Source organism: Bacillus sp. B19-2 (assembly GCF_022832475.1).
GTDB lineage: Bacteria > Bacillota > Bacilli > Bacillales > Bacillaceae > Bacillus > Bacillus paralicheniformis.
In genome coordinates this window covers 383756-403889 of record NZ_JALHKQ010000002.1, presented here as the reverse complement: position 1 = coordinate 403889, position 20134 = coordinate 383756, and the positions used below count along the sequence as shown (strand labels likewise).

Genomic DNA, 20134 nt, shown 5'->3' with positions numbered 1-20134 from the left:
TAAATGCAGGAAATTAGGGGGACACTATTCTTTACACGAAAAAAGGGAGTGTCTTCATTGGTGCCGCTTATGATTATGGTATGTTTTCTCATCCTGCTTCTTGCGCTCGATTTCCGTTTCGGCCGCAAAGCCTTTGAGAAGAAAGCCTACGAACCCGTTTTTTCAGAGAAGAAAAGCGATATTGAACTGATTCATAATGGAGAAGACTTGTGTGAGCGGCTGATGGATGACATCCGCCAGGCCGAATCGTCGGTGCATGTCATGTTTTATATTGTAAAGAACGATGACATCAGTCTTGAATTTTTGAAGGTGCTGAAGGATAGAGCGAAAGCCGGCGTATGCGTCCGCTTGCTGATCGACCGGATCGGCGCGATGAAGGTAAAGAAAAAAACGCTGTCAGGCTTGAAACAAAGCGGAGCGCACGTTTTTTTTGTCAACAAGCCGGGCTTCCCTTATTTCTTTTATCGGCTGAATGCAAGAAATCACCGGAAAATCGCCGTCATAGACGGAAAGATCGGCTATGTGGGCGGATTTAACATTGCGAAAGAATACCTTGGTAAAAAAGCGGAATTCGGACCGTGGAAGGATTACCATTTGCGAATGACGGGGGAAGGTGTTGCCGACTTGCAGCGCATTTTTTTATCGGACTTCAAAAGAGAAGCGCCACAGGCACAGCCGGACAGCGGCGTGTTTCCGCCGCTCCATCAAGGAGCTGTCACCCATTCGATGCATGCGACAAAGGGATTTTCTCTGGAGGAAAAATATATTTCATTTATTGAACAGGCAAAAGAAAGAATCATGATTTGCACGCCGTACTATATTCCGAGTCCGGCTTTGCAGCAGGCAGTTCTTTCAGCCAGGGAAAGGGGCGTGATCGTGTCGGTTCTCGTGCCGATGAAAGCCGACCATCCGCTTGTCAAAGAAGCCGCCTACACGAACTTTCCCGCACTTTTGGAAGCGGGCTGCTATATTTACCGGTACTACAGAGGCTTTTATCATGCAAAAGCATTGATCGTCGACGACCGGCATGTGATGATCGGAACATCGAATTTTGACAACCGAAGCTTGTTTTTCAATGATGAAGTGAATGTCGTCATCCATGATAAAGACTGGGCAAAACAATTCTTTGACGTCGTCAAGGAAAGCATTGAACACGCCGAGCTTCTGACAAAGGAGCGGTATGCGAAGCGGCCGATGATGCAGCGGCCCGTCGAATGGCTGGCGAAGTCGATTTCATACTTTTTATGAATCGTACGTTTATCCTGTATAACATGCGGGTAACATTTCAACAAAGTGATGATTACATACGGAGGGATATATGATGAACCAAGCAGAGTCTATTAAGCTCCGCGCACAATCGATGACGTTAAAAAACTTGATTGAGCTGTACAGACTTTGCCGCTCAGCCAGACATCAGCTTTATATATGCTCAAGAAAAACGATGTGCAAAATTAAAGATTTAATTGAGCTGGAAATGTTCAGAATGGCCAATCGCGAAAATGAGTGCCTGATTGTCATCGAAGGAAAGATGGCGCAGGAGTTAGTAAGAAAAGCACAATCGATTCTTTCTGACGCTCAAGTTCAATAAGGGAAGGCGGCGAGCCTTCCTTTGTGTGAGACGCCTCCTCACCAAATCAAGAAAAAATCCCCCGTTCAAAGGACGGGGGATTCGTTTTACATTTTTTCAGGAGCTGATACGCCGATCAGCTTGAGTGCATTATTTAATGTGATTTGTGTTGCCTTCATCAATGATAAACGCGCCCGGCTTTTTTCTTCATCAGCGGGATCGAGAACTTTCTCAGCATTGTAAAAGCTGTGGAGCACAGATGCCAATTCAAAAATATAGTTTGTAATGCGGTGCGGAATCCGCTTCTCTGCGGCATCGGCAACAGCCTCAGGGAACGAGCCGATCACTTTAAGCAGATCATACTCTTTTTCAGAAGCGATTTTCGTCAGATCAAGGTTCCCTTCAAATGAAATACCTTTTTCTTCGCCTTGTCGCAGCATGCTGCAAATTCTCGCATGAGCGTACTGCGCGTAGTAAACCGGGTTTTCATTCGATGTGGAGACAGCCAGATCCAGGTCAAAGTCCATGTGCGTATCGGCGCTGCGCATCGCAAAGAAGTAACGCACCGCGTCAAGGCCGACCTCATCAATGAGATCGCGCATTGTCACGGCTTTTCCGGTTCTTTTGCTCATTTTCATTTTTTCGCCGTTCTTGTAGAGGTGGACGAGCTGGATGATCTCGACCTCAAGCGTTTCTTTGTCATAACCGAGCGCTTCAATGGCCGCTTTCATGCGCGGGATATAGCCGTGATGGTCCGCTCCCCATACGTTGATCAGCTTTTGGAAGCCGCGGTCAAGCTTGTCTTTGTGATAAGCGATGTCAGGCAGAAGATACGTGTAGGACCCGTCTTTTTTAATCAGGACGCGGTCTTTGTCATCGCCGAACGCCGTTGAGCGGAACCATGTCGCCCCGTCTTCTTCATAGATGTGCCCTTTTTCGCGAAGGGCTGCGAGCGCCTGATCGATCTTTCCGTTTTGGTAAAGCGATGTCTCTGAGTACCAGACATCAAATGGGACACGGAAATTCTCGAGGTCTTCACGAAGTTTGCCCAATTCGTACTTTAAGCCGTATTCGCGGAAAAACGCGAGGCGTTCGCTCTCTTCTTCATGAACAAAACGGTCGCCGAATTCATCGGCGAGCTTTCGGCCGATTTCCTTAATATCTTCGCCGTGATATCCGTCTTCAGGCATCGGCTTGTCGTTTCCAAGCGCCTGAAAGTAACGGGCCTCGACGGATAATGCGAGGTTGTTGATTTGATTGCCGGCATCGTTGATATAATATTCGCGGCTCACTTCATACCCCGCTTTTTCAAGTACATTGCAGAGGGAATCTCCGACAGCGGCTCCGCGGGCATGTCCAAGATGCAGGTTGCCCGTCGGGTTTGCTGAGACGAATTCCACCTGAACGCGTTCTCCGCCTCCGATATTTGTTTCACCGTAGGCCTCTCCTGCTTCAAGTACAGCCGGAATGAGCTTCGTTAAATATTGATTGTTCATGTAGAAATTGATAAACCCCGGTCCTGCGATATCAAGTTTGTCGATCGACGCTTTTCCTTTGTCAAAGGATGCGACGATTTCCTCGGCAATATTCCGCGGCGCTTTTTTGGCGATTCTTGCCAGCTGCATCGCCATGTTAGTGGAATAGTCGCCATGCGCCTTGTCTTTCGGGACTTCCAATACGACTTCGGGAATCTCGCTTTCTGCGGCGAGGCCGGCTTTCATGACAGCTTCTTTAATTTCCTGCTTCAGCACATCTTTCATTTGTTCGACTATGTTCATGACTCGTGTCCTCCTCTATACGAAATCGACATCATATGTAAATGCTTTTGTTCATCGCTTACAATCACATCGTACTCAACGCTGATCTTTCCGTCTGGCGGCTGCCGGGTGACTGATACGGATTTTGTATCCACGCCAAGCTCGAGCCTGCCGAAAGGCATTTTATAATGTGTGACGGTGCGGCTGCCCGGCCTGAAACGCTGTTTCATTTCAATGGCGCCGGAACGCATCACCAGAACTTCGTTTTCGCTTGCTTTGACGATCGTCTTCACCTTTCCAGCATCATGCTCTTCATGATAAGAAAGATATATTTTATCTTTTTTCATATAATAAAACCCAGTTGTCCGGAACTCGATCGTTTCTGTGTCCGATCCTTCCCGGATGACAGATTTCACATGGATATTAACGGGTGTCTCCTGATCCATTCCGACACTTCCTTTTTTGATCCGATTTGACTTGATTAGTATAATCATTCGGGAAAAAAAGTTCAACCGCTGCTCCTTTATACCATCTTAACAGAACGGACGGGAAGATAAACTATTTTCTAAGAAAAAAGCCGTCCCGAAAAAGGACAGCCTGTTTATTTCACCCAGCCGAGCAGCATTTCGCGAATCAGCTTGCTTGCCGTATTTGCGGTTTGTTCCGAATGGTCGTAGACCGGTGCGACCTCAACAAGGTCTCCTCCAACGACGTTGACGTCTGAGCGGGCGATTTCGTGAATCGAAGCGAGCAGCTCTTTTGATGTGATGCCCCCGGCGTCAACCGTACCGGTTCCCGGCGCATGGGCGGGATCTAAGACATCGATGTCAATCGTGACATAAACCGGACGCCCCGCGAGTTTCGGCAGGACGGCTTTAAGCGGCTCGAGCACTTCAAATTTGGAAATGTGCATGCCGTTTTCGTTTGCCCATTCAAACTCTTCTTTCATACCGGAACGGATGCCGAATGAATAGACATTGCCGGGACCGATCAGTTCCGCTGCTTTGCGGATCGGCGTCGAATGCGAGAGCGGTTCTCCTTCATAGTCGACGCGGAGATCTGTGTGTGCATCCATATGGATGATGGCAAGATCGGGATATTTTTTGTACATCGCTTTAATGACCGGCCATGAAACGAGGTGTTCTCCCCCCATTCCGAGCGGGAATTTTCCTTTTTCTAAAATGCTGTCAACATATTCTTCAATCATGTCGAGGCTCTTCTGCGGGTTCCCGAAAGGCAGCGGGATGTCGCCGGCGTCAAAGAAATGAACCTCGTCCAGCTCCCTGTCCAAATAAGGGCTGTATTCTTCAAGCCCGATGGACACCTCGCGGATTCTCGCCGGACCGAAGCGCGATCCGGGACGGTAGCTGACCGTCCAATCCATCGGCATGCCGTAAAGGATGGCGTCCGCCTCTTCCCAATCGGGGCGGCTTGCAATAAACACCTTGCCGGAATATGCTTCATCAAATCTCATCTTCAAAAACCTCCCTGAAAAAAAGCGCAGAATGCCATCCTGCGCCAAACTGTTTTATTTGATTAAATCGCTGACGAATTTCGGAAGGACGAATGCCGCTTTATGAATGTCTTTTGTATAGTATTTCGTCTCAATATCAAAGAAGCGGCTGTCCTCCACTTCAAGAGGATCGTATTTTTTCGAACCGATCGTAAACGTCCACAATCCGCTTGGATATGTCGGAATGTTGGCCAAATACAGCTTTGTAATCGGGAAGATCTCTTTTACATCGCGCTGAACGTTAGTGATCAGTTCAGGTGTAAACCAAGGGTTGTCCGTCTGAGCAACGAAAATGCCGTCTTCCTTTAGCGCATTTGCTATGCCGGCGTAAAAGCCTTTTGTAAACAAGTTGACAGCCGGCCCTACAGGCTCGGTTGAATCGACCATGATGACATCGTACTCATTTTCAGATTGTGCAATGTGCATGAAGCCGTCATCGACCTTTACTTCGACGCGCGGATCGTCAAGTTTGCCTGCAATGGAAGGCAAAAATTTCTTAGAGTATTCGATCACCTTGCCGTCGATATCAACAAGCGTCGCTTTTTTGACGCTCGGATGCTTCAAAATTTCACGGATGACGCCGCCGTCTCCGCCGCCGACCACAAGGACATGCTCAGGGTTCGGATGCGTAAACAGGGGCACATGCGCCACCATTTCGTGGTAGACAAATTCATCTTTTTCAGATGTCATGACCATGCCGTCAAGAAACAGCATGTTGCCGAATTCTTCCGTCTCGGCCATTTCGAGCTTTTGAAAGTCCGTCTGTTCTGTATGTAAAGTCTTGTTGATTTTCATCGTAATGCCGAAGTTTTTCGTTTGCTTCTCTGTATACCAAAGTCCGCTCAAAGCGTCATCTTCCTTTCATGATAAGCTGTATTTCCATCTATTTTTCTCGCCTGCGGCGGCGATTATTCTGCACTGAAGCATCGGCTTTTGCCTAAGGAAAAAGTATAGAGGAATTGCAGGTGATTGTAAAGACGGATCGATTCATTTTCAGGAGTCATTCCATTCCCGGCGGCCGTTTTGGCTGAGCTTGCCACAGATGGGCGCTTCTGCCGCGGCGACCGCCAAAACTTAGGATTCCTCCGGTTGCTCTGTTAATCGGCTGCTCGAGGGTCTGCTGTTTTTTCCTTCCCGCTTGTTTAAATCCTCCTCTTTTTCCTCATAATGATAAGAACATTTATTTATGCGGGAGGAGATTTGAACATGGACATGATGACGGACAAGCGGGTCCGTTTAACCATCAAGACGATACGCGCATTTTTGTTCATGGGAGCATTGATGCTGATCTTCCTTTCAATCGTTGTCATGACGGTGGTCCTGGCGGCCAAATGGCAAGGCGCTCCTTCGATTCAGGTGCCGAGGTCTACCGTGTTGTATGACGGAAGCGGAAAGCAAATGGGGGAGACGCATTACGGGCAAAAGCGGTACTGGGTTTCGCTGAAGAACATGAATCCCGCCGTCATCGATGCCACGCTTGCCGTTGAAGACCGGAACTTCTTCCGGCACCACGGCTTTGACTATATGAGGATGGGCGGCGCCCTCATCGCCGATCTAAAGGCGATGTCCAAGGTTCAGGGAGCCAGCACCATTACACAGCAATATGCGAGAAACCTCTACCTCGGCCACGATAAAACATGGAAAAGAAAGTGGAATGAAGCTTTTTATACGATACGGCTCGAACAAAACTACACAAAGAAAGATATTTTGGAAGGCTATTTAAATACGATTTATTACGGGCATGGAGCCTACGGGATCGAAGCGGCTTCCCGGCTGTATTTTGGCAAACGGGCCAAGGATATCAATGCGGCGGAGGCCGCGATGCTTGCCGGCATTCCAAAAGGTCCTTCCGTTTATTCGCCTTTTGTTAATGAAAAAAAAGCGAAAGAACGCCAGGAAATGATCCTGACAATGATGGAGAAAGAAAACAAGCTGACGAAAAAGCAGGCGGCAGATCTGAAAAAACTGCCGCTCCGCTTTGAAAAGCAGGATAAGCAAACAACCGCTAAAACCGCTCCGTACTTTTATGACGAAGCTGTTAAAGAAATCGCGCGCTTGCTGCATTTGACACCGGAGCAAGCGGAAACCGGCGGCTACAATGTATTCACCACGCTCAACCCGCGTCTCCAAAAAATTGCCGAGGACACGATTGAACGCACGATCGATTCGTCATCAGACATTCAGGCGGGGTTTGCAGCGATCAACCCGTCCGACGGCAGCGTTCTTGCGCTTGTCGGAGGACGCGACTACGAAAAAAGCCCGTTTAACCGCGTAACCCAGGCTATGCGGCAGCCCGGCTCCACCATGAAGCCTTTCCTTTATTATTCGGCTGTTCAAAACGGTTTTACGCCGGCCACCCGGATGAGGAGCGCGGAAACGACATTTGAGCTCGGGCAAGGCAGCGCTTATTCCCCGAGCAACTATCACGGCTATTACGCAAACGGCCCAATCACTCTTCTTCAGGCCCTGGCTTTGTCTGATAATATTTACGCCGTGAAAACGCACCTTTTCCTCGGCATGGACAAACTGATTGATGCCGCAAAACAATTCGGCATCACGAGCCCGCTGCAAAAAGTGCCGTCGCTTGCGCTCGGAACATCCCCCGTGAAGCCAATTGAAATGGTGAACGGATACGCCATGTTTGCCAATGGCGGAAAAAAAATCGAACCCTCCTTTATTACGAAAATTACCGATTCGAACGGGGAGGTTCTTTACGAAAAACCGAAGCGAAGCAAACAAATCCTTGACCCAAGAGCGGCTTTTATCACGGCCGACATGATGAGCGGAATGTTCGACAAATCACTCAACGGCTATACATCTGTTACCGGGCGGACGATCGCAGATCAGCTGACGCGCCCATACGCCGGAAAATCGGGAACGACCAGCACCGACAGCTGGATGGTCGGCTTTTATCCCGGCCTTGCTTCAGGTGTGTGGACAGGATATGACAAAGAGCGCACAATCGATGCCGTCGCAGAAAAAAACTATGCCAAACAAATTTGGGCAGAATTTATGGAAAAAGCACTTAAAGACGCGCCCGCTGCAGTTTTAAAGCCGCCTGAAGGCGTAAAAGGGATGTATATTGACCCGTCTACAGGCTATGCGGCGGCGCCCAGCTGCCCGTCCAAATATTTCGCTTATTTTATCGAAGGTACTGAACCTGAGCAGGTTTGCTACGGAAAAGAAATCTATAAGGAGCAAAAAGCCGGGCGCGAAAAGCCCGCCGCTCCCCACAAGCGGAAAAAGTGGTGGGAAAAATGGTTTAAAAAAGGAGAATGAACTTTTTTAGCGGGATAGACGAACCCCCCGGACTTCACGGCGGTCCGGGGGGTTTTTTCCTATTGCTGGAGCAATCCCTTTTTCAGCTCGTCTGATGAACGTTCCCAAAGCCCTTGATCATGTTTTTTCAGAAAATCGGCAAGAACGTGCTTAGAACCTTCATCCATATGCTCGACGATAATCTTCCGCTTCATCGACTTATCCATTAAATTCACGTGCTCTGGAAGCGATTTGTAGCCGCGGCGGATGCTTCTGTCCACCGTCATTTCGCAAGCCGTCACGCCCGCATAATAAGGGCCTTCTTCCCTGCGGTCGATCGTAACCCACACAAGCCAGTAAGGTTTTCCGTTCGGCACCTCTTCCTTGTTCGGCAAAAATTTGATTCCTTTTTCAACCGTGCTGCGGGCGTGCATGGCGCCGATATCAACAAACGCTTCTTTCTCTTCGACATCGACAAAGACAGGCGAGATGTTGTCAAGGCTTAAAGCGCCTGCTCCAAATCCCCCGTGCCCGTCTGTCGGATCGCTTTTAATAATGTTGAATCCGATTGTTTTTTTCTTTTTTCCTTGTTCCATCAAAAATACCTCCTACATCAGCGGCCGGAAAACGCTGTTAAATATCTCTATGATCAATTCCCGCCCTTCATTCAAAAACGGCCAGAATACATATTGGCCAAGCGGCGTAATGACGATGATCAGAAACACGATCGAGCCGTACGCTTCATATTTCGACAGCTTCGCCCGTACATCGGGGGCGACCACATCCTGTATAACCCGAAAACCGTCAAGGGGCGGGAACGGCATTAAATTAAACAGAAATAAAAGCAGGTTGAGATTCACCCAAATCGTAAAAAATTGAAGCAAGCCGCTGTAAAAACCGGAAGGCAGCGTCCCGGACAGCTTCACGGACAAAAGCAGCAATATAAAACCGATGAAAGCAAGGATCAGGTTGCTGATCGGCCCTGCGATTGACACGAGAAATCCGGCCAGCCTCGGATTTTTAAAATAAAAGCGGTTAACGGGCACCGGCTTTGCCCATCCGAATCCCAAAATAAAAATCAAAATCGTTCCAAACGGATCAAGATGCTTGAGCGGGTTGAGCGTCAGCCTGCCCTGCCGCTTGGCCGTCTCATCGCCGAATTTGTAAGCCACATACGCATGGGCGACCTCATGCACGGTGAATGCGGCAGCAAGTGTCAAAACAACATACGGAATCATTTCCAGCGGATAAATAAGAAAACGGTCTAAAATGTGGCTTTCCCTCTTTCTCATATACAAAGATTTACTATCTCCAGTATACTATAAGAGCAGCTGATGCTAAAGTAAGCAGCCATTTTTTAAAAGGAGGAGGAGAACATATGCCGTATGTAACGGTTCAAATGCTGGAAGGCCGCACAGATGACCAAAAAAGAAATCTGGTGAAAAAAGTGACCGAAGCCGTCTCCGAAACAACAGGCGCACCTGCAGAAAAAATCGCGGTCATCATTGAGGAAATGAAAAAGGAAAACTACGGTGTCGCCGGCAAACGAATGAGCGATATGTAATAAAAACGGCGTCTGCCGCTTACGTGCGGGACGCCGTTTTTATTATTTATACCAAGCTTTATTTCTTGTGATCTGGCTATTGTGAGCCGAATCCCAGACATCGACCGTGTAGGCGTAGTCGTAGTTCATAATGCAGCGGATTCCGCTTCCTTGCGCATCGTGGTTCAAGCCGAAGTTATGGGAAAATTCGTGGGTCGCCGCTTTTGCCGTGTTGGCCGTTCCCTGGTCGAGGTTTACGCTGAAGGCGCTGCCGTTCGGCTTGCTGTTGTATACGTATGCAATACCGCCGGCGTCAAAATTGCTGTTCGCCGTAAATCCGACGACAAATTTATAGCTGCGCCCGCTGAAATTGCTCTGAAGGTTTGATAGAATTTGAGAGCTGTTGCTGCCTGAAGAAGTCCAAGGCGCCACGGCTTCGACGACAAAATCAATATCGTGATCCCTGTTGAACATGACATCCGCCTGCTCAATAATTTGGACGATTCTCGTCTGCCAATCGCTGTATTTCGCGCGATACTGAGCGTCAGCCACGGCCAGGACGCTCACTTTCTGACTGCCCGTGCCTGCCTGGGTTGAAAATGTCCCTTTGCTCGTATTCTTTTTAAACGTTTTCGTTCCCGTCACATTTCCTTTCTCATCCAATATTTTCGTATTGACCGTTCTTTCAATTTGAACTTTTCCTTTCAAGTCTTTAAAGTCTTTCGCTTTTGGCAAAGAATCGATATGAGTTCCTTTTACTTCATGGCCGTGGTCATGATCGTGCCCGTCCACCTTGGCGGCGCCTGCCGTCACACCGGGGATGAGACTGACAGAAAGTAATAGAGATAAGAATAAAGAACGCTTTTTCACTGCTAATTCCCTCCTTTTTTTGAACGAAAGAAAGATTCTTCTAGTTATCTAAAAATTCCTTCAATTCATCCCAAAAGAGGAAATATTACATGTGTTCTATTTACTGCTCCTTTCTATTTCCTCACAAAAATTCCAAAATGTTTACAAAAAAAACAAAACAAAAAACCTACCGTTTTCCGGCAGGCTTATGAACAAAGGTCTCTAAGCTTTTTTATGTAAGCGACGGCTTCATCGAATTCTTCGTCCGTATACCGCTGCTTGCTTTTTACGGTAAACACTTTTTCTCTAATCTCTTCCTGCTCCAGTCCTTCAAAATACAGAATCGTCGACACCAGTTCCAAAAAGCGCGATGACTGGCCGTTCACGTCGTCTATATAGGCTTTAATATCCCGCATATCCAGCTCACACTGGCTCAAAAACTGCTTTCCCGATTCAGTGGGCGAATAGCGGTATTGATAATAGCCGCCTTTTTTTTCTTTGACTTCATGAAGAAATCCAAGATTGCAAAGTTCTTCGACTTGAAGCGTCAGCTCCTCTGAATAGGGCCCGTAAAAATGAAAATCATACTTTTCATAAAAGGGAAGCTCCAATTTCTTTGCGATATAAATGATTTTCTGCAGCTTTTTCCGCCCGACAATCTCCCCCGAATCCGAGAAGACCTTCATCAGCTTTGCATGTTCTTTTAACAAATCTCCGCCATCTCCTTCATCCTTTTCTTTCTATATCAGTCCGAGCAACTCTTTCATTCTTTTCGCATGACGGCCGTCAGGCAATCCTTCGATTAAATCGAGCGGGAAATACAGCTTATGGTCCGTTCTCCGCTTGCCTGATATCGCATCGACAATATCGGACTGCCGCGACAGCTCCTTAATCTGGCCGTTGTGCGTCAGCAATTGAATCGGGAGGCGCTCCTCTTCTTCCCCCGGTCTGTAGAAATCATAAGGAAGGTCTGAGGACGAATCCACCACAAGATAATAATCGGGATCAATCCCTGATTCTTTAAACAAGGCGGTCAGTTCAAAGTAAGTCGCCATTTCCTCATTCGGATTGAATTCCGCATACTGGAACAGCCTGCGGTTGATAAATCGGCGGCACAAATCGGACAAAACCTCATCCTCTTCTTTTTCCCAGGCCTGAAAATAATAAAGAATGATGGCTTCGTCAAGACTCAAATAATCTTCCAATGTGACATTGCCTTCAAAAATAGAATAAAAATGCACGGGCGCATGCGTGAAAACATAGCCTTCATCATGAAGCTGCTTTGCACGGTGAAGAATCTTCGTCAAAATCACTTCCGCGCTTCTTGTCACAGGATGGAAATAGACCTGCCAGTACATCTGGTACCGGCTCATAATATAATCCTCAACAGCATGCATTCCGCTTTGCTTAATCACGATTTGGTCTTCGCGCGGCCGCATCACGCGGAGAATCCGCTCCATATCGAAATGGCCGTAGCTGACGCCGGTATAATAGGCGTCTCTCTGAAGATAGTCCATGCGGTCAGCGTCAATCTGGCTTGAGATCAGGCTGACGACCTGCTTGTTTTGATAGGTTTTCGCGATGACCTCAGCGACATCCTTTGCAAACGTCGGGCTCACCTTGTTTAACACTCGGTTAACTTCTGTATCGCCTAAAATGATCGCTCTCGTAAAATCTTCATGATCAAGCCGGAAGACCTTTTCAAACGAATGGGAAAACGGGCCGTGCCCCAAATCGTGCAGCAATGCGGCGCAAAGGCACAGATCGCGCTCGCTGTCATCCCATTCCTCTCTGCCTTTAAAAACGTCATCAACCATTCTTCTGACAATTTCATAGACGCCGAGAGAATGATTGAAACGGCTGTGTTCGGCTCCGTGAAACGTCAAATAGGTCGTTCCAAGCTGTTTGATTCTGCGCAGCCTCTGAAATTCACGGGTTCCGATCAAGTCCCATATCAGCTTGTCCCGTACATGGACATAGCGGTGAACAGGATCTTTAAACACTTTTTCTTCTGATAATTTTCCGTTTGGATACGCCATTTTTGTCCCTCTTTTTTTCAAACGTGAGGCAAACTGATCGCTGCCCATCCGTCTCTTTTTCTTCGGAAAACTAAATGTATATTGTAAGTATTGCCCGATCTGCTTGTTTTCTTTTAGGTCTGTTTCTATTATATCGAGTCTGCTTTTTTGAAAACATCCTTGAATTTACCCGGCTATTTGTTCCAGACTGCAAAAAAGCCGGCAAACAAGCAAAAACGCCTGACCCGTTAGGGAGGCGGTTATTTTTTGAGTTTCTTTTTCACTTTTTCGATCAGCTCGTCTTCATCAGGAGCTGACAGCGGACGATTATTGACAAACGCGAACGATTTTTTTCGTCCCGGCCCGCAGTAAGACTGGCAGCCGATTTCCACTTTTGCATCCGGATCGATTTCTTTCAGACGGGGCAAAAGCGTCTTTAAATTAGTGGCCTGACAATCGTCGCATACTCGAAATTCATTAGCCATTTCATACGCTTCCTTTCGTTTTGTTCATCTGTCTTTATGAAAGGCATTCAACCGTGCCGAACTTTGATAAAAAATGACACCATCCTTCATTTTACAAGGATTCTTTCATTCCTGCAAGGATCGCGCTAAAAAAATCAGTTCCTATTCTTTTAGCAAACTTGTATAAATATTTTCCAAAATGGACAATCTAATACCAATACTGACAATGGGAGTTGAGAAGTGATGAAACAAAGACAAGACGCTTGGTCTGAAGAGAATGATTTACTGCTTGCTGAAACGGTATTGCGGCATGTCAGGGAAGGCAGCACACAGCTGAACGCCTTCGAGGAAGTCGGAGACAGACTGAACAGGACATCAGCCGCCTGCGGTTTTAGATGGAACGCGGTTGTCCGCCACCAATACGAAAAAGCATTGCAGCTGGCTAAAAAACAAAGGAAGCAAAGAATGCGCGCCCTTGGAAACGGCCAGCCGGCGAAAAAACGCTTATTATACAAGCCGCCTGTCGAAACAGAAGCTGAACCGCCTGCAGAAAGCGTCGTTGAGCAGCAGAACGCAACCGTCGATTCAAGTGAACAGCAGCCGATCGCCAGCGAGCATCTGCCTTATGTTGATGAGAGCTTTAAAGAAGAGTTAGCTAGTTTATCGCACCTTCTATCGCCAAACCAGCCGCAGGCCGGCCATACAGCCGATTCATCGAAAGACATGACGATCGATGATGTGATCCGCTTCCTGCAAAACTATACAGGAAACGAAGCACAGACTGCCGCTTTAAAAATGGAAAATGACCGCTTAAAACAGGAAAATGAAGAGCTGACGAAAAAAGTTGAAAAGCTTGAAGCGGAAGTCAAAAAGCTAGAAAAAGACCAGTCGACCATCCAGGAAGACTACGAAACGCTCGTAAAAATTATGAACCGTGCAAGAAAACTAGTTTTATTCGAAGAAGACGAACACGCTGCGCCCGCCTTCAAAATGGACCGGAACGGCAATTTAGAAAAAATGGCTGAATAGCGCTTCCAGAGTATGCGGCAGAGAGAAGCTCAGACAGCCAGGACTGACAACGCATACAAAGATTTGCCGATTCGCTGATACCCCTTTCTTGAAAAAGGGGGTATTTTTACCTCTTCTGCTTGCTTTCATATGACAAAAATTTCATAATAGGGATAGCAATTTATAAGGCGGGGTATTCGATGAAGTTTGTTTTATACGCGGTACAGTTCGGCACGGCATCCCTTTTGTTTTTGTTTTCTGCATTGGCAAGCTGGTATCAAGGCAGCGAGCTTTTAAAGGTGCCGTGGGAGTGGAAATATACAGCTAAATTTACAAAGTTGCTCTATGAAGGGGACTCCATAAAACACGCACACGATATTTCCCAGCTTGATTTTTTCGTCTACGCGGCCAAGCATACACCGGCAACCGTTATTTTAATGGCCGTCAGTTTGGCGTATATTATCGCTTTGGCGGCTTATCTTCTCATCAAAACATATGTAAAACGAAAAAGCGCTTCAAGCGCAGCATAAAAAAACCGCTCCGGAAGCGGTGAGGTGTGACAAAATCCTGAAACGTTCAACCGTTTTAGGATTTTGCCGTCTTTGAAGCATTTTCACAGTCCGCTAGAGGCAACTGCGGTTTTTCACCGCTTTAAGCATGCCTGCCAACGAATATAACGGGAGCGCAGAGGCTCTTCTTCTATCCAAACACTTTTTCATTCCGCTCAATCATACGGACGAGGTTTTTTTCATACGCTTCCTCTTCTGCGGGCGTGAGGGGGCCTTGATAAATCTCCCCGCCCAGCTCTTTCAGCTGTGTCAGAAGCAAGAGCATCAAGTCCTGCACCGAGATGTCTTCATTGAGAAGCTCAGAGAGCGAAGCCATCGTTTCCGGGCGAATATCGGGATAAACGGCTTTTGTTTTCCCGCGCATGTCTTTCAATGCGGTGTCGTAGAAGCGTTTGATCAGCTCAGCGCGACCGCTTCCGCTTTGATCAGCGCACAAATAAATTTGAACAGCCACTCCGCCTCTCAGCCGCCTCTGGGAAATTCCCGCAAACTTCCTTCCCCCGATGCTCAAATCAAAGCTTCCCGGACAGTAAGAGCCTTTGATTTCATAGGCTTCGATTACCGCGTCATAGGATGACAGCATTCGCTTCACTAGCTCAAACATCGCTTCATAGCCCCGGTCGATATCAATTCCGTTTTTCTTATCCTGAAAAATCAGCGAAACGTTTAAAACCCCGCTGTCCAAAACGACGGCCAGTCCGCCGGAATTGCGAACGATGACTTGATAGCCCGCTTCTTCAAGCAATGAAATCCCGTCTTGTAAATAAGGGAGCCTTGTATCCTGAATTCCGAGCACGATCGTGTCGTGGTGCACCCAGGAACGCGCCGTCGCCGGAGACAAACCCTTTCCGACAGAAGCGCACAGCGTATCATCTATCGCAAATGATTGTTTTGCATCAAAATATGGGCCGAGACTGGATTGGTCAATGATTCTCCATTTCGGCTGGATGAGTAGATCAATCGGTTGCTTTGCCATATATATTGTAAACCCTTTCGTTATGCATTTCAGCCAACATCCATTATACCATTTACGAAAACATGATGTGAGATTTTTCTTATCTCCGGCGCTTCCCCTTCATTCATGTGACGCTTAAAGACGGTTCTCCGAATTCGAGCGGCAGCCCGACGTAATTTTCGGCAAGACTTTGAGCGGCCGCTGTGGAGGTTGTGACATGGTCAAGCTCAGCCAACTGAATTTGGTAGTCAAATGGCGTGTAGCCGTGATGGCGGTGCAACAGGGATGTCATATACCAGGAAAAGCGCTCCGCTTTCCAGACGCGGCGGAGGCAAGCCTCAGAATAGCGCTCCAGCCGTTCAGTTTTGCCGGCTTCGTAATAGTCTTCGAGCGCCCACGCAAGCCGCTGGACATCCGCCATCGCAAGATTCAGGCCTTTCGCACCGGTCGGCGGTACAATATGCGCGGCATCCCCCGCTAAATAAAGTCTGCCGTATTGCATCGGATCGCATATAAAGCTTCTCATCGAGACAATGTTCTTTTGAATCACCGGGCCTTCAGTCAGCTTCCATCCGTCATCGGCCGACAGCCTTAAATGAAGCTTCTCCCATATCCTTTCGTCCGGCCAGTTCCCGATTGAATCTGAAGGGCTGACTTGCAGGTAAAGCCGCTGGATTTCCGGAGTCCTCGTGCTGACGAGGGCAAACCCGTCTTCATGATGGGCATACACAAGTTCAGACGAGGACGGAGGAGCTTCGGCCAATATGCCGAGCCATCCGTATGGGTACTCCTTTTCGTACTCTTTGCGAATCTCCTTCGGAATGCTTTGTCTGCTCGGCCCGTGAAAGCCGTCGCACCCTGCAATGAAATCGCAGGTCAGTTCTTCTGTATCGCCGTTTTCAGTCTGATAAGTGATGACGGGCGCTTCTGTATCAATATTTGACAGGCGGACGCCAGACACATTGAAAACGATGCGCCCTCCCGATTGCAGACGGACATCGATTAAATCTTTGATCACTTCATGCTGGGGATAGATAGCAATGTGCTTTCCTCCCGTCAGCTTGTGCATATCAATTCTGTGCCGCTTGCCGCCAAAGCGGATCTCAATCCCCTGATGAAACATGGCTGTTTTCATCATCCGTTCACCGGCGCCTGTTTCATTTAGCAAATCTACCGTCATCTGTTCAAGAACGCCTGCACGGATGGTCTCTTCAATCTCCTTTCGCGAGCGGGATTCGATCACGACCGCTTCGATTCCCCGGCGCTGGAGCAGGTTTGCGAGCATAAGCCCGGCAGGCCCCGCTCCGATAATTCCCACTTGTGTCCGCAAAATGGTTTCCTCCCTTTATCTATGTTTTGATGTGGCTTCTAACGTAAACTCGGCGCTTTCCGATTTAGAGACAAAATCAAATGAAGCGTGCTTCTCTTGGACGAGCATGATGCCGAGTGCAGCAAAAACACTCGGGACCGCGAACACCATGAAAGCCTGCTTCGGCTCCATCCCGGCAGCAAGAATCAATGCAAACAGCGAAGGCGCAATGATCGCTCCGAGTCTGCCGACCCCAAGCGCCCAGCCGATTCCGGTCGCTCTGATTTCTTTCGGATAATATTCTGAAATATAAGGATTGGCGATATTTTGCGCTCCGACAGTGCATGCTCCGCCTAAAGCAATCAGCAAGTACAGAAGAACGGGGTTCATCGTCATTCCAAACGCTGCAAAACAAAAGGCTCCGATGATATACATAGCCGCAAGCACTTTTTTATGGCCGGCTTTATCTGCCAAATATCCGCCGAGTACCGCTCCTGCGGCTTGTCCGCTGCACAGCGCCAGATTGAATGACAAGCTTGACGACAGCCCGTAGCCTGACGCCTGCATCATTTTCGGAAGCCATGTATTTAAGCCGTAAACCATGAGAAGACAGCTGAAAACGGAAAGCCAGAATGCGAATGTGCTCGCTGCACGTTTTTGTTCGAACAGTTTTTTAACCGGAAAGCCCTTCTTTTCTTTCGTAATCACCGAAATTTGATAATTGTCGTCTTCCCTGTACCGTCCCGCCGGATGAACCTGATTGAGAATCTCAGCCAGCGCTTTCGTCTTTTTCTTCAAAACGTAAAATGACAAAGATTCAGGGAACCGGTTGAAAAAGAACGGGAGCACGAACAGCGGTACGGCTCCGATCAGATACAGCACTCTCCAGCTAGTCCCGGGCACGGCGAACATGCCGACGAGGGAAGCCAGCACACCGCCTGCGGAATAGCCGCAATACATGGCAGCTACGATCACCGCCCTGTTTTTTTTCGGCGAATACTCTGTCATCAGCGAAATCGCATTCGGCATCAAACCGCCCATTCCAAGAGCAGCGAGAAACCGCATGATCGTAAACAAAAGCGGAGAATCGATCAGCCCGGCTAATGCCGTAAACAGGCTGAACAGAAAAATACAGAAGCCTAACACCTTTTTGCGGCCGTATTGATCTGCGAGCGGTGAAAAAATAAGCGCGCCGAGCATCATACCGATCAATGTATAGCTGCCGATCGCTCCGGCTTGAATGGCGGTCAGGCTCCATTCCTCCATCAGCCACGGCAGGCTGACGCCGTACATCGCAATATCATAACCGTCAAAAGCGATGGCGAAAAAACACCATAGAAAAACAGTCAGATGCACTTTGTTGAATTTGCTGGCTGCCATGATTTCTGCCGGATGAACTGAACGATTTTTCATGTTCCCCTCCATGATTCTAATCGTATTATGAAAACAGCTTAACGCACGGTGTCTTTTTCATCGAAAGCGTGCGTGCGGGCTTTTTGCCCCGCCGGTTCGAATGCCATGACGACATTGGAGCTCCCCGAAGACTGGCCGTATCCGTAAAACGTGCTTTTACATCCGTCTTCAAGCACGCCCAAAAGCATTGCAATATGGCGGCCGCCGGCTTCAAGTCCGGCGTTTTTAGCATATTGAGGCAGCATCTGCTGAGCAGATATAAGATCGTTGTCTGTTAAATAGGTTAAAAATTGAGCATCGAGGGCTTGTTCGGCCAAAGTCGGCATGCATTCGGGCCCTCTCACTAAATGGTGGCTGAGTGCCCCGCTGCTGATGAACACGATTTTCTTTCTGCTTTCCTTCAGTACTCTTCCGGCAATCCGGCCCCACAAATATGTTTCTTCCAGGTTCGCGGCCAATGTAACCGATAAATCGATGACCGGAATATCCCCTTTTGGAACGAGATAGCGCAGCGGAACAACCGTCCCGTAGTCCCAGCAGTAGGCTGGATCATTGATCGGAATGACGGAAAGCCCCTCTTTTGCGCCGGCTTCGGCCAACTGCAGCGCCAATTCCGTGTCCCCGGGGTAAGAATACGGAACATCGGAAATTAAATTCGGGCACTCCAATGCTGTTAAAACACCTTGATGATCGGGAGCCGCATCGATCAGATGATCGAAGCTTGACGTCCAGTGACAGGAAATCAAGACAACGGCATCAGGCTGAATTCTTTCGATGATCCCGGAGAGCCGCTTCATCCCTTTGACCAGCTCTTTTTGAAAGTCAGGGGTTTTATCTTCAAAGCACATCCTCGGTGTATGCGGAACAAGCGCCGCCAATTCGATTGACATGTCGATTCCTCCCATCGCCTTCTTTAAGGTCTTAATTTTGAAACCGGTGTTCCGCCTATGCCCCAGTGGCTTTTAGGAATTTCGGTGACAAGAACACGGACGTTTTCCCTCGGAGCATCAAGGGTGGCGCTCAACGTTTCCGTCACTTTTTGAATGACTTCCTCGACCTTTTCAGGCGGCCGGCCTTCTAATAGTTGAATATGAACGATCGGCATATGATCACCTCAGGTTATGATTGGACTGAAAATGATACATCTCCCAGTCCTTCTACTTGTGCTGAAACGCGGTCGCCCGGCTGCAGCATGACAGCTCCCGTTACACCGCCCGTTAAAATGATGCTTCCGGCCGCAAGCTTTTGTTTCTTCCTGGAGAGCATATTGGCGAGCATGGCCGCCGAATTTGCGGGATGTCCGACAACCGCTGCACCAGTGCCCTGCTCTTTGACCTCGCCGTTTATCACTAAAGAGACTTTTGCTTCATCAAGCTTGAAATGGTCCGGCATCTTCACTTTTTCACCTAACACCACCCTTGAAGATGACGCATTGTCCGCAATGACATCAGGCAGGGTAAATGAGAAGTTTTCATAACGGCTGTCAATCACTTCAAGAACGGGAATCAATTCAGCAACGGCTTCAAGGACCTGCTCCTTTGTAACACCCGGCCCTTCAATATCCTTTCCAAGCACAAAAGCAATCTCGGCTTCAACCTTCGGGTGAATCAGCTCGTTCATCCGGATGCTTCCGCCGTTTGGTACGATCATATCTTCAAAAATATAACCGTAGATCGGCTCCTCGACGTTCATCTGCTCCATTTTCGCCCGGCTTGTCAGGCCCATTTTCGGACCGATAATACCGTTGCCATCCCATAATTTCAGTTGAATCAGTTCTTCTTGAATCGCATACGCCTCTTCGACGGTCAGCTCCGGGTAGTCCTTTGTGATTCTTTCAACCTCGCGCTTCTCTGTTTCGGCAAGATACAAGAGGCGCGCCGTATCTTTTAATGCTGTCGTATTCATCCGATT

General features: G+C 48.2%; 22 protein-coding genes. 6 read left to right on the top strand and 16 right to left on the bottom strand.

Annotation, left to right across the window (positions count from 1 at the left end; all coding sequences use genetic code 11):
* The first annotated feature begins 57 nt into the window (after positions 1-57).
* Both cls and MST20_RS09195 read left to right on the top strand, forming a co-directional pair.
* Positions 58-1248, top strand: coding sequence for a cardiolipin synthase (cls, locus tag MST20_RS09200; RefSeq protein ID WP_243941702.1), 1191 nt, complete (start codon positions 58-60; stop codon positions 1246-1248).
* A gap of 73 nt (positions 1249-1321) precedes the next feature.
* On the top strand, positions 1322-1588 hold the full coding sequence (locus MST20_RS09195; protein ID WP_023857054.1) for a hypothetical protein: 267 nt from the start codon (positions 1322-1324) through the stop codon (positions 1586-1588).
* Between the two features lie 86 nt (positions 1589-1674).
* Here the strand turns inward: MST20_RS09195 and argS are convergent, their stop codons facing one another.
* From argS to speE, 4 genes are all read right to left on the bottom strand, one after another.
* Positions 1675-3345 (bottom strand): arginine--tRNA ligase, encoded by a 1671-nt coding sequence (gene argS, locus MST20_RS09190; RefSeq protein ID WP_243941700.1) that lies wholly within the window; start codon positions 3343-3345, stop codon positions 1675-1677.
* Positions 3342-3770: a YwiB family protein gene (locus tag MST20_RS09185; protein ID WP_243941698.1), complete on the bottom strand. Its 429-nt coding sequence runs from the start codon at positions 3768-3770 to the stop codon at positions 3342-3344. Before MST20_RS09185 ends, argS begins: the two co-directional genes overlap by 4 nt.
* Positions 3771-3925: 155 nt before the next feature.
* Positions 3926-4798, bottom strand: a complete 873-nt coding sequence (gene speB, locus MST20_RS09180; protein ID WP_059230843.1) for an agmatinase — start codon at positions 4796-4798, stop codon at positions 3926-3928.
* A 54-nt stretch (positions 4799-4852) separates the two neighbouring features.
* Positions 4853-5683, bottom strand: coding sequence for a spermidine synthase (gene speE / locus MST20_RS09175; RefSeq protein ID WP_075751577.1), 831 nt, complete (start codon positions 5681-5683; stop codon positions 4853-4855).
* Positions 5684-6043: 360 nt separating this feature from the next.
* Here speE and MST20_RS09170 point away from each other — a divergent pair, with 360 nt between their 5' ends.
* Positions 6044-8116, top strand: a complete 2073-nt coding sequence (locus MST20_RS09170) for a transglycosylase domain-containing protein (RefSeq protein WP_243941696.1) — start codon at positions 6044-6046, stop codon at positions 8114-8116.
* A gap of 59 nt (positions 8117-8175) precedes the next feature.
* On the opposite strand, the gene MST20_RS09165 is transcribed toward MST20_RS09170, so the two are convergent.
* Complete coding sequence (locus MST20_RS09165) at positions 8176-8691, bottom strand: YwhD family protein (protein WP_243941694.1); 516 nt, start codon at positions 8689-8691, stop codon at positions 8176-8178.
* 12 nt (positions 8692-8703) lie between these two features.
* Positions 8704-9387 (bottom strand): site-2 protease family protein, encoded by a 684-nt coding sequence (locus MST20_RS09160; RefSeq protein ID WP_243942541.1) that lies wholly within the window; start codon positions 9385-9387, stop codon positions 8704-8706.
* A gap of 86 nt (positions 9388-9473) precedes the next feature.
* Between MST20_RS09160 and MST20_RS09155 the strand changes: the two genes are divergently transcribed.
* Positions 9474-9659, top strand: coding sequence for a 2-hydroxymuconate tautomerase (locus MST20_RS09155; protein WP_020453307.1), 186 nt, complete (start codon positions 9474-9476; stop codon positions 9657-9659).
* A 42-nt stretch (positions 9660-9701) separates the two neighbouring features.
* On the opposite strand, the gene MST20_RS09150 is transcribed toward MST20_RS09155, so the two are convergent.
* From MST20_RS09150 to MST20_RS09135, 4 genes are all read right to left on the bottom strand, one after another.
* Positions 9702-10508: a zinc-dependent metalloprotease gene (locus MST20_RS09150; RefSeq protein ID WP_165428328.1), complete on the bottom strand. Its 807-nt coding sequence runs from the start codon at positions 10506-10508 to the stop codon at positions 9702-9704.
* Between the two features lie 185 nt (positions 10509-10693).
* The gene (locus tag MST20_RS09145) at positions 10694-11197 is read right to left on the bottom strand and encodes a YwgA family protein (protein WP_152846227.1); all 504 of its coding nucleotides are present in this window, start codon (positions 11195-11197) and stop codon (positions 10694-10696) included.
* A 30-nt stretch (positions 11198-11227) separates the two neighbouring features.
* Positions 11228-12526 carry an HD domain-containing protein gene (locus MST20_RS09140; protein WP_243941693.1) on the bottom strand — a complete coding sequence of 433 codons (1299 nt, stop codon included), beginning with the start codon at positions 12524-12526 and terminating at the stop codon, positions 11228-11230.
* Positions 12527-12765: 239 nt separating this feature from the next.
* Positions 12766-12990 (bottom strand): YuzB family protein, encoded by a 225-nt coding sequence (locus MST20_RS09135; protein ID WP_003186096.1) that lies wholly within the window; start codon positions 12988-12990, stop codon positions 12766-12768.
* A 219-nt stretch (positions 12991-13209) separates the two neighbouring features.
* Here MST20_RS09135 and MST20_RS09130 point away from each other — a divergent pair, with 219 nt between their 5' ends.
* On the top strand, positions 13210-13998 hold the full coding sequence (locus tag MST20_RS09130) for an RsfA family transcriptional regulator (RefSeq protein WP_243941690.1): 789 nt from the start codon (positions 13210-13212) through the stop codon (positions 13996-13998).
* Positions 13999-14177: 179 nt separating this feature from the next.
* Positions 14178-14507, top strand: a complete 330-nt coding sequence (locus MST20_RS09125) for a YjdJ family protein (protein WP_243941688.1) — start codon at positions 14178-14180, stop codon at positions 14505-14507.
* 169 nt (positions 14508-14676) lie between these two features.
* Here MST20_RS09125 and lipL read toward each other — a convergent pair whose 3' ends face one another.
* The 6 genes from lipL to MST20_RS09095 all read right to left on the bottom strand — a co-directional run bounded on the left by lipL (position 14677) and on the right by MST20_RS09095 (position 20128).
* Positions 14677-15522, bottom strand: a complete 846-nt coding sequence (gene lipL / locus MST20_RS09120; protein ID WP_106070909.1) for an octanoyl-[GcvH]:protein N-octanoyltransferase — start codon at positions 15520-15522, stop codon at positions 14677-14679.
* 103 nt (positions 15523-15625) lie between these two features.
* Positions 15626-16831, bottom strand: coding sequence for a 4-hydroxybenzoate 3-monooxygenase (locus MST20_RS09115; RefSeq protein ID WP_243941686.1), 1206 nt, complete (start codon positions 16829-16831; stop codon positions 15626-15628).
* A gap of 15 nt (positions 16832-16846) precedes the next feature.
* Positions 16847-18223: an MFS transporter gene (locus tag MST20_RS09110; RefSeq protein WP_243941684.1), complete on the bottom strand. Its 1377-nt coding sequence runs from the start codon at positions 18221-18223 to the stop codon at positions 16847-16849.
* A gap of 38 nt (positions 18224-18261) precedes the next feature.
* Entirely contained in the window at positions 18262-19113 is an 852-nt protein-coding gene (locus MST20_RS09105; RefSeq protein WP_243941682.1) for a DODA-type extradiol aromatic ring-opening family dioxygenase, read from the bottom strand.
* Positions 19114-19136: 23 nt separating this feature from the next.
* Positions 19137-19328, bottom strand: a complete 192-nt coding sequence (locus tag MST20_RS09100) for a 4-oxalocrotonate tautomerase (RefSeq protein WP_020453317.1) — start codon at positions 19326-19328, stop codon at positions 19137-19139.
* 14 nt (positions 19329-19342) lie between these two features.
* On the bottom strand, positions 19343-20128 hold the full coding sequence (locus MST20_RS09095) for a 2-keto-4-pentenoate hydratase (RefSeq protein ID WP_243941680.1): 786 nt from the start codon (positions 20126-20128) through the stop codon (positions 19343-19345).
* Positions 20129-20134 lie beyond the last annotated feature (6 nt).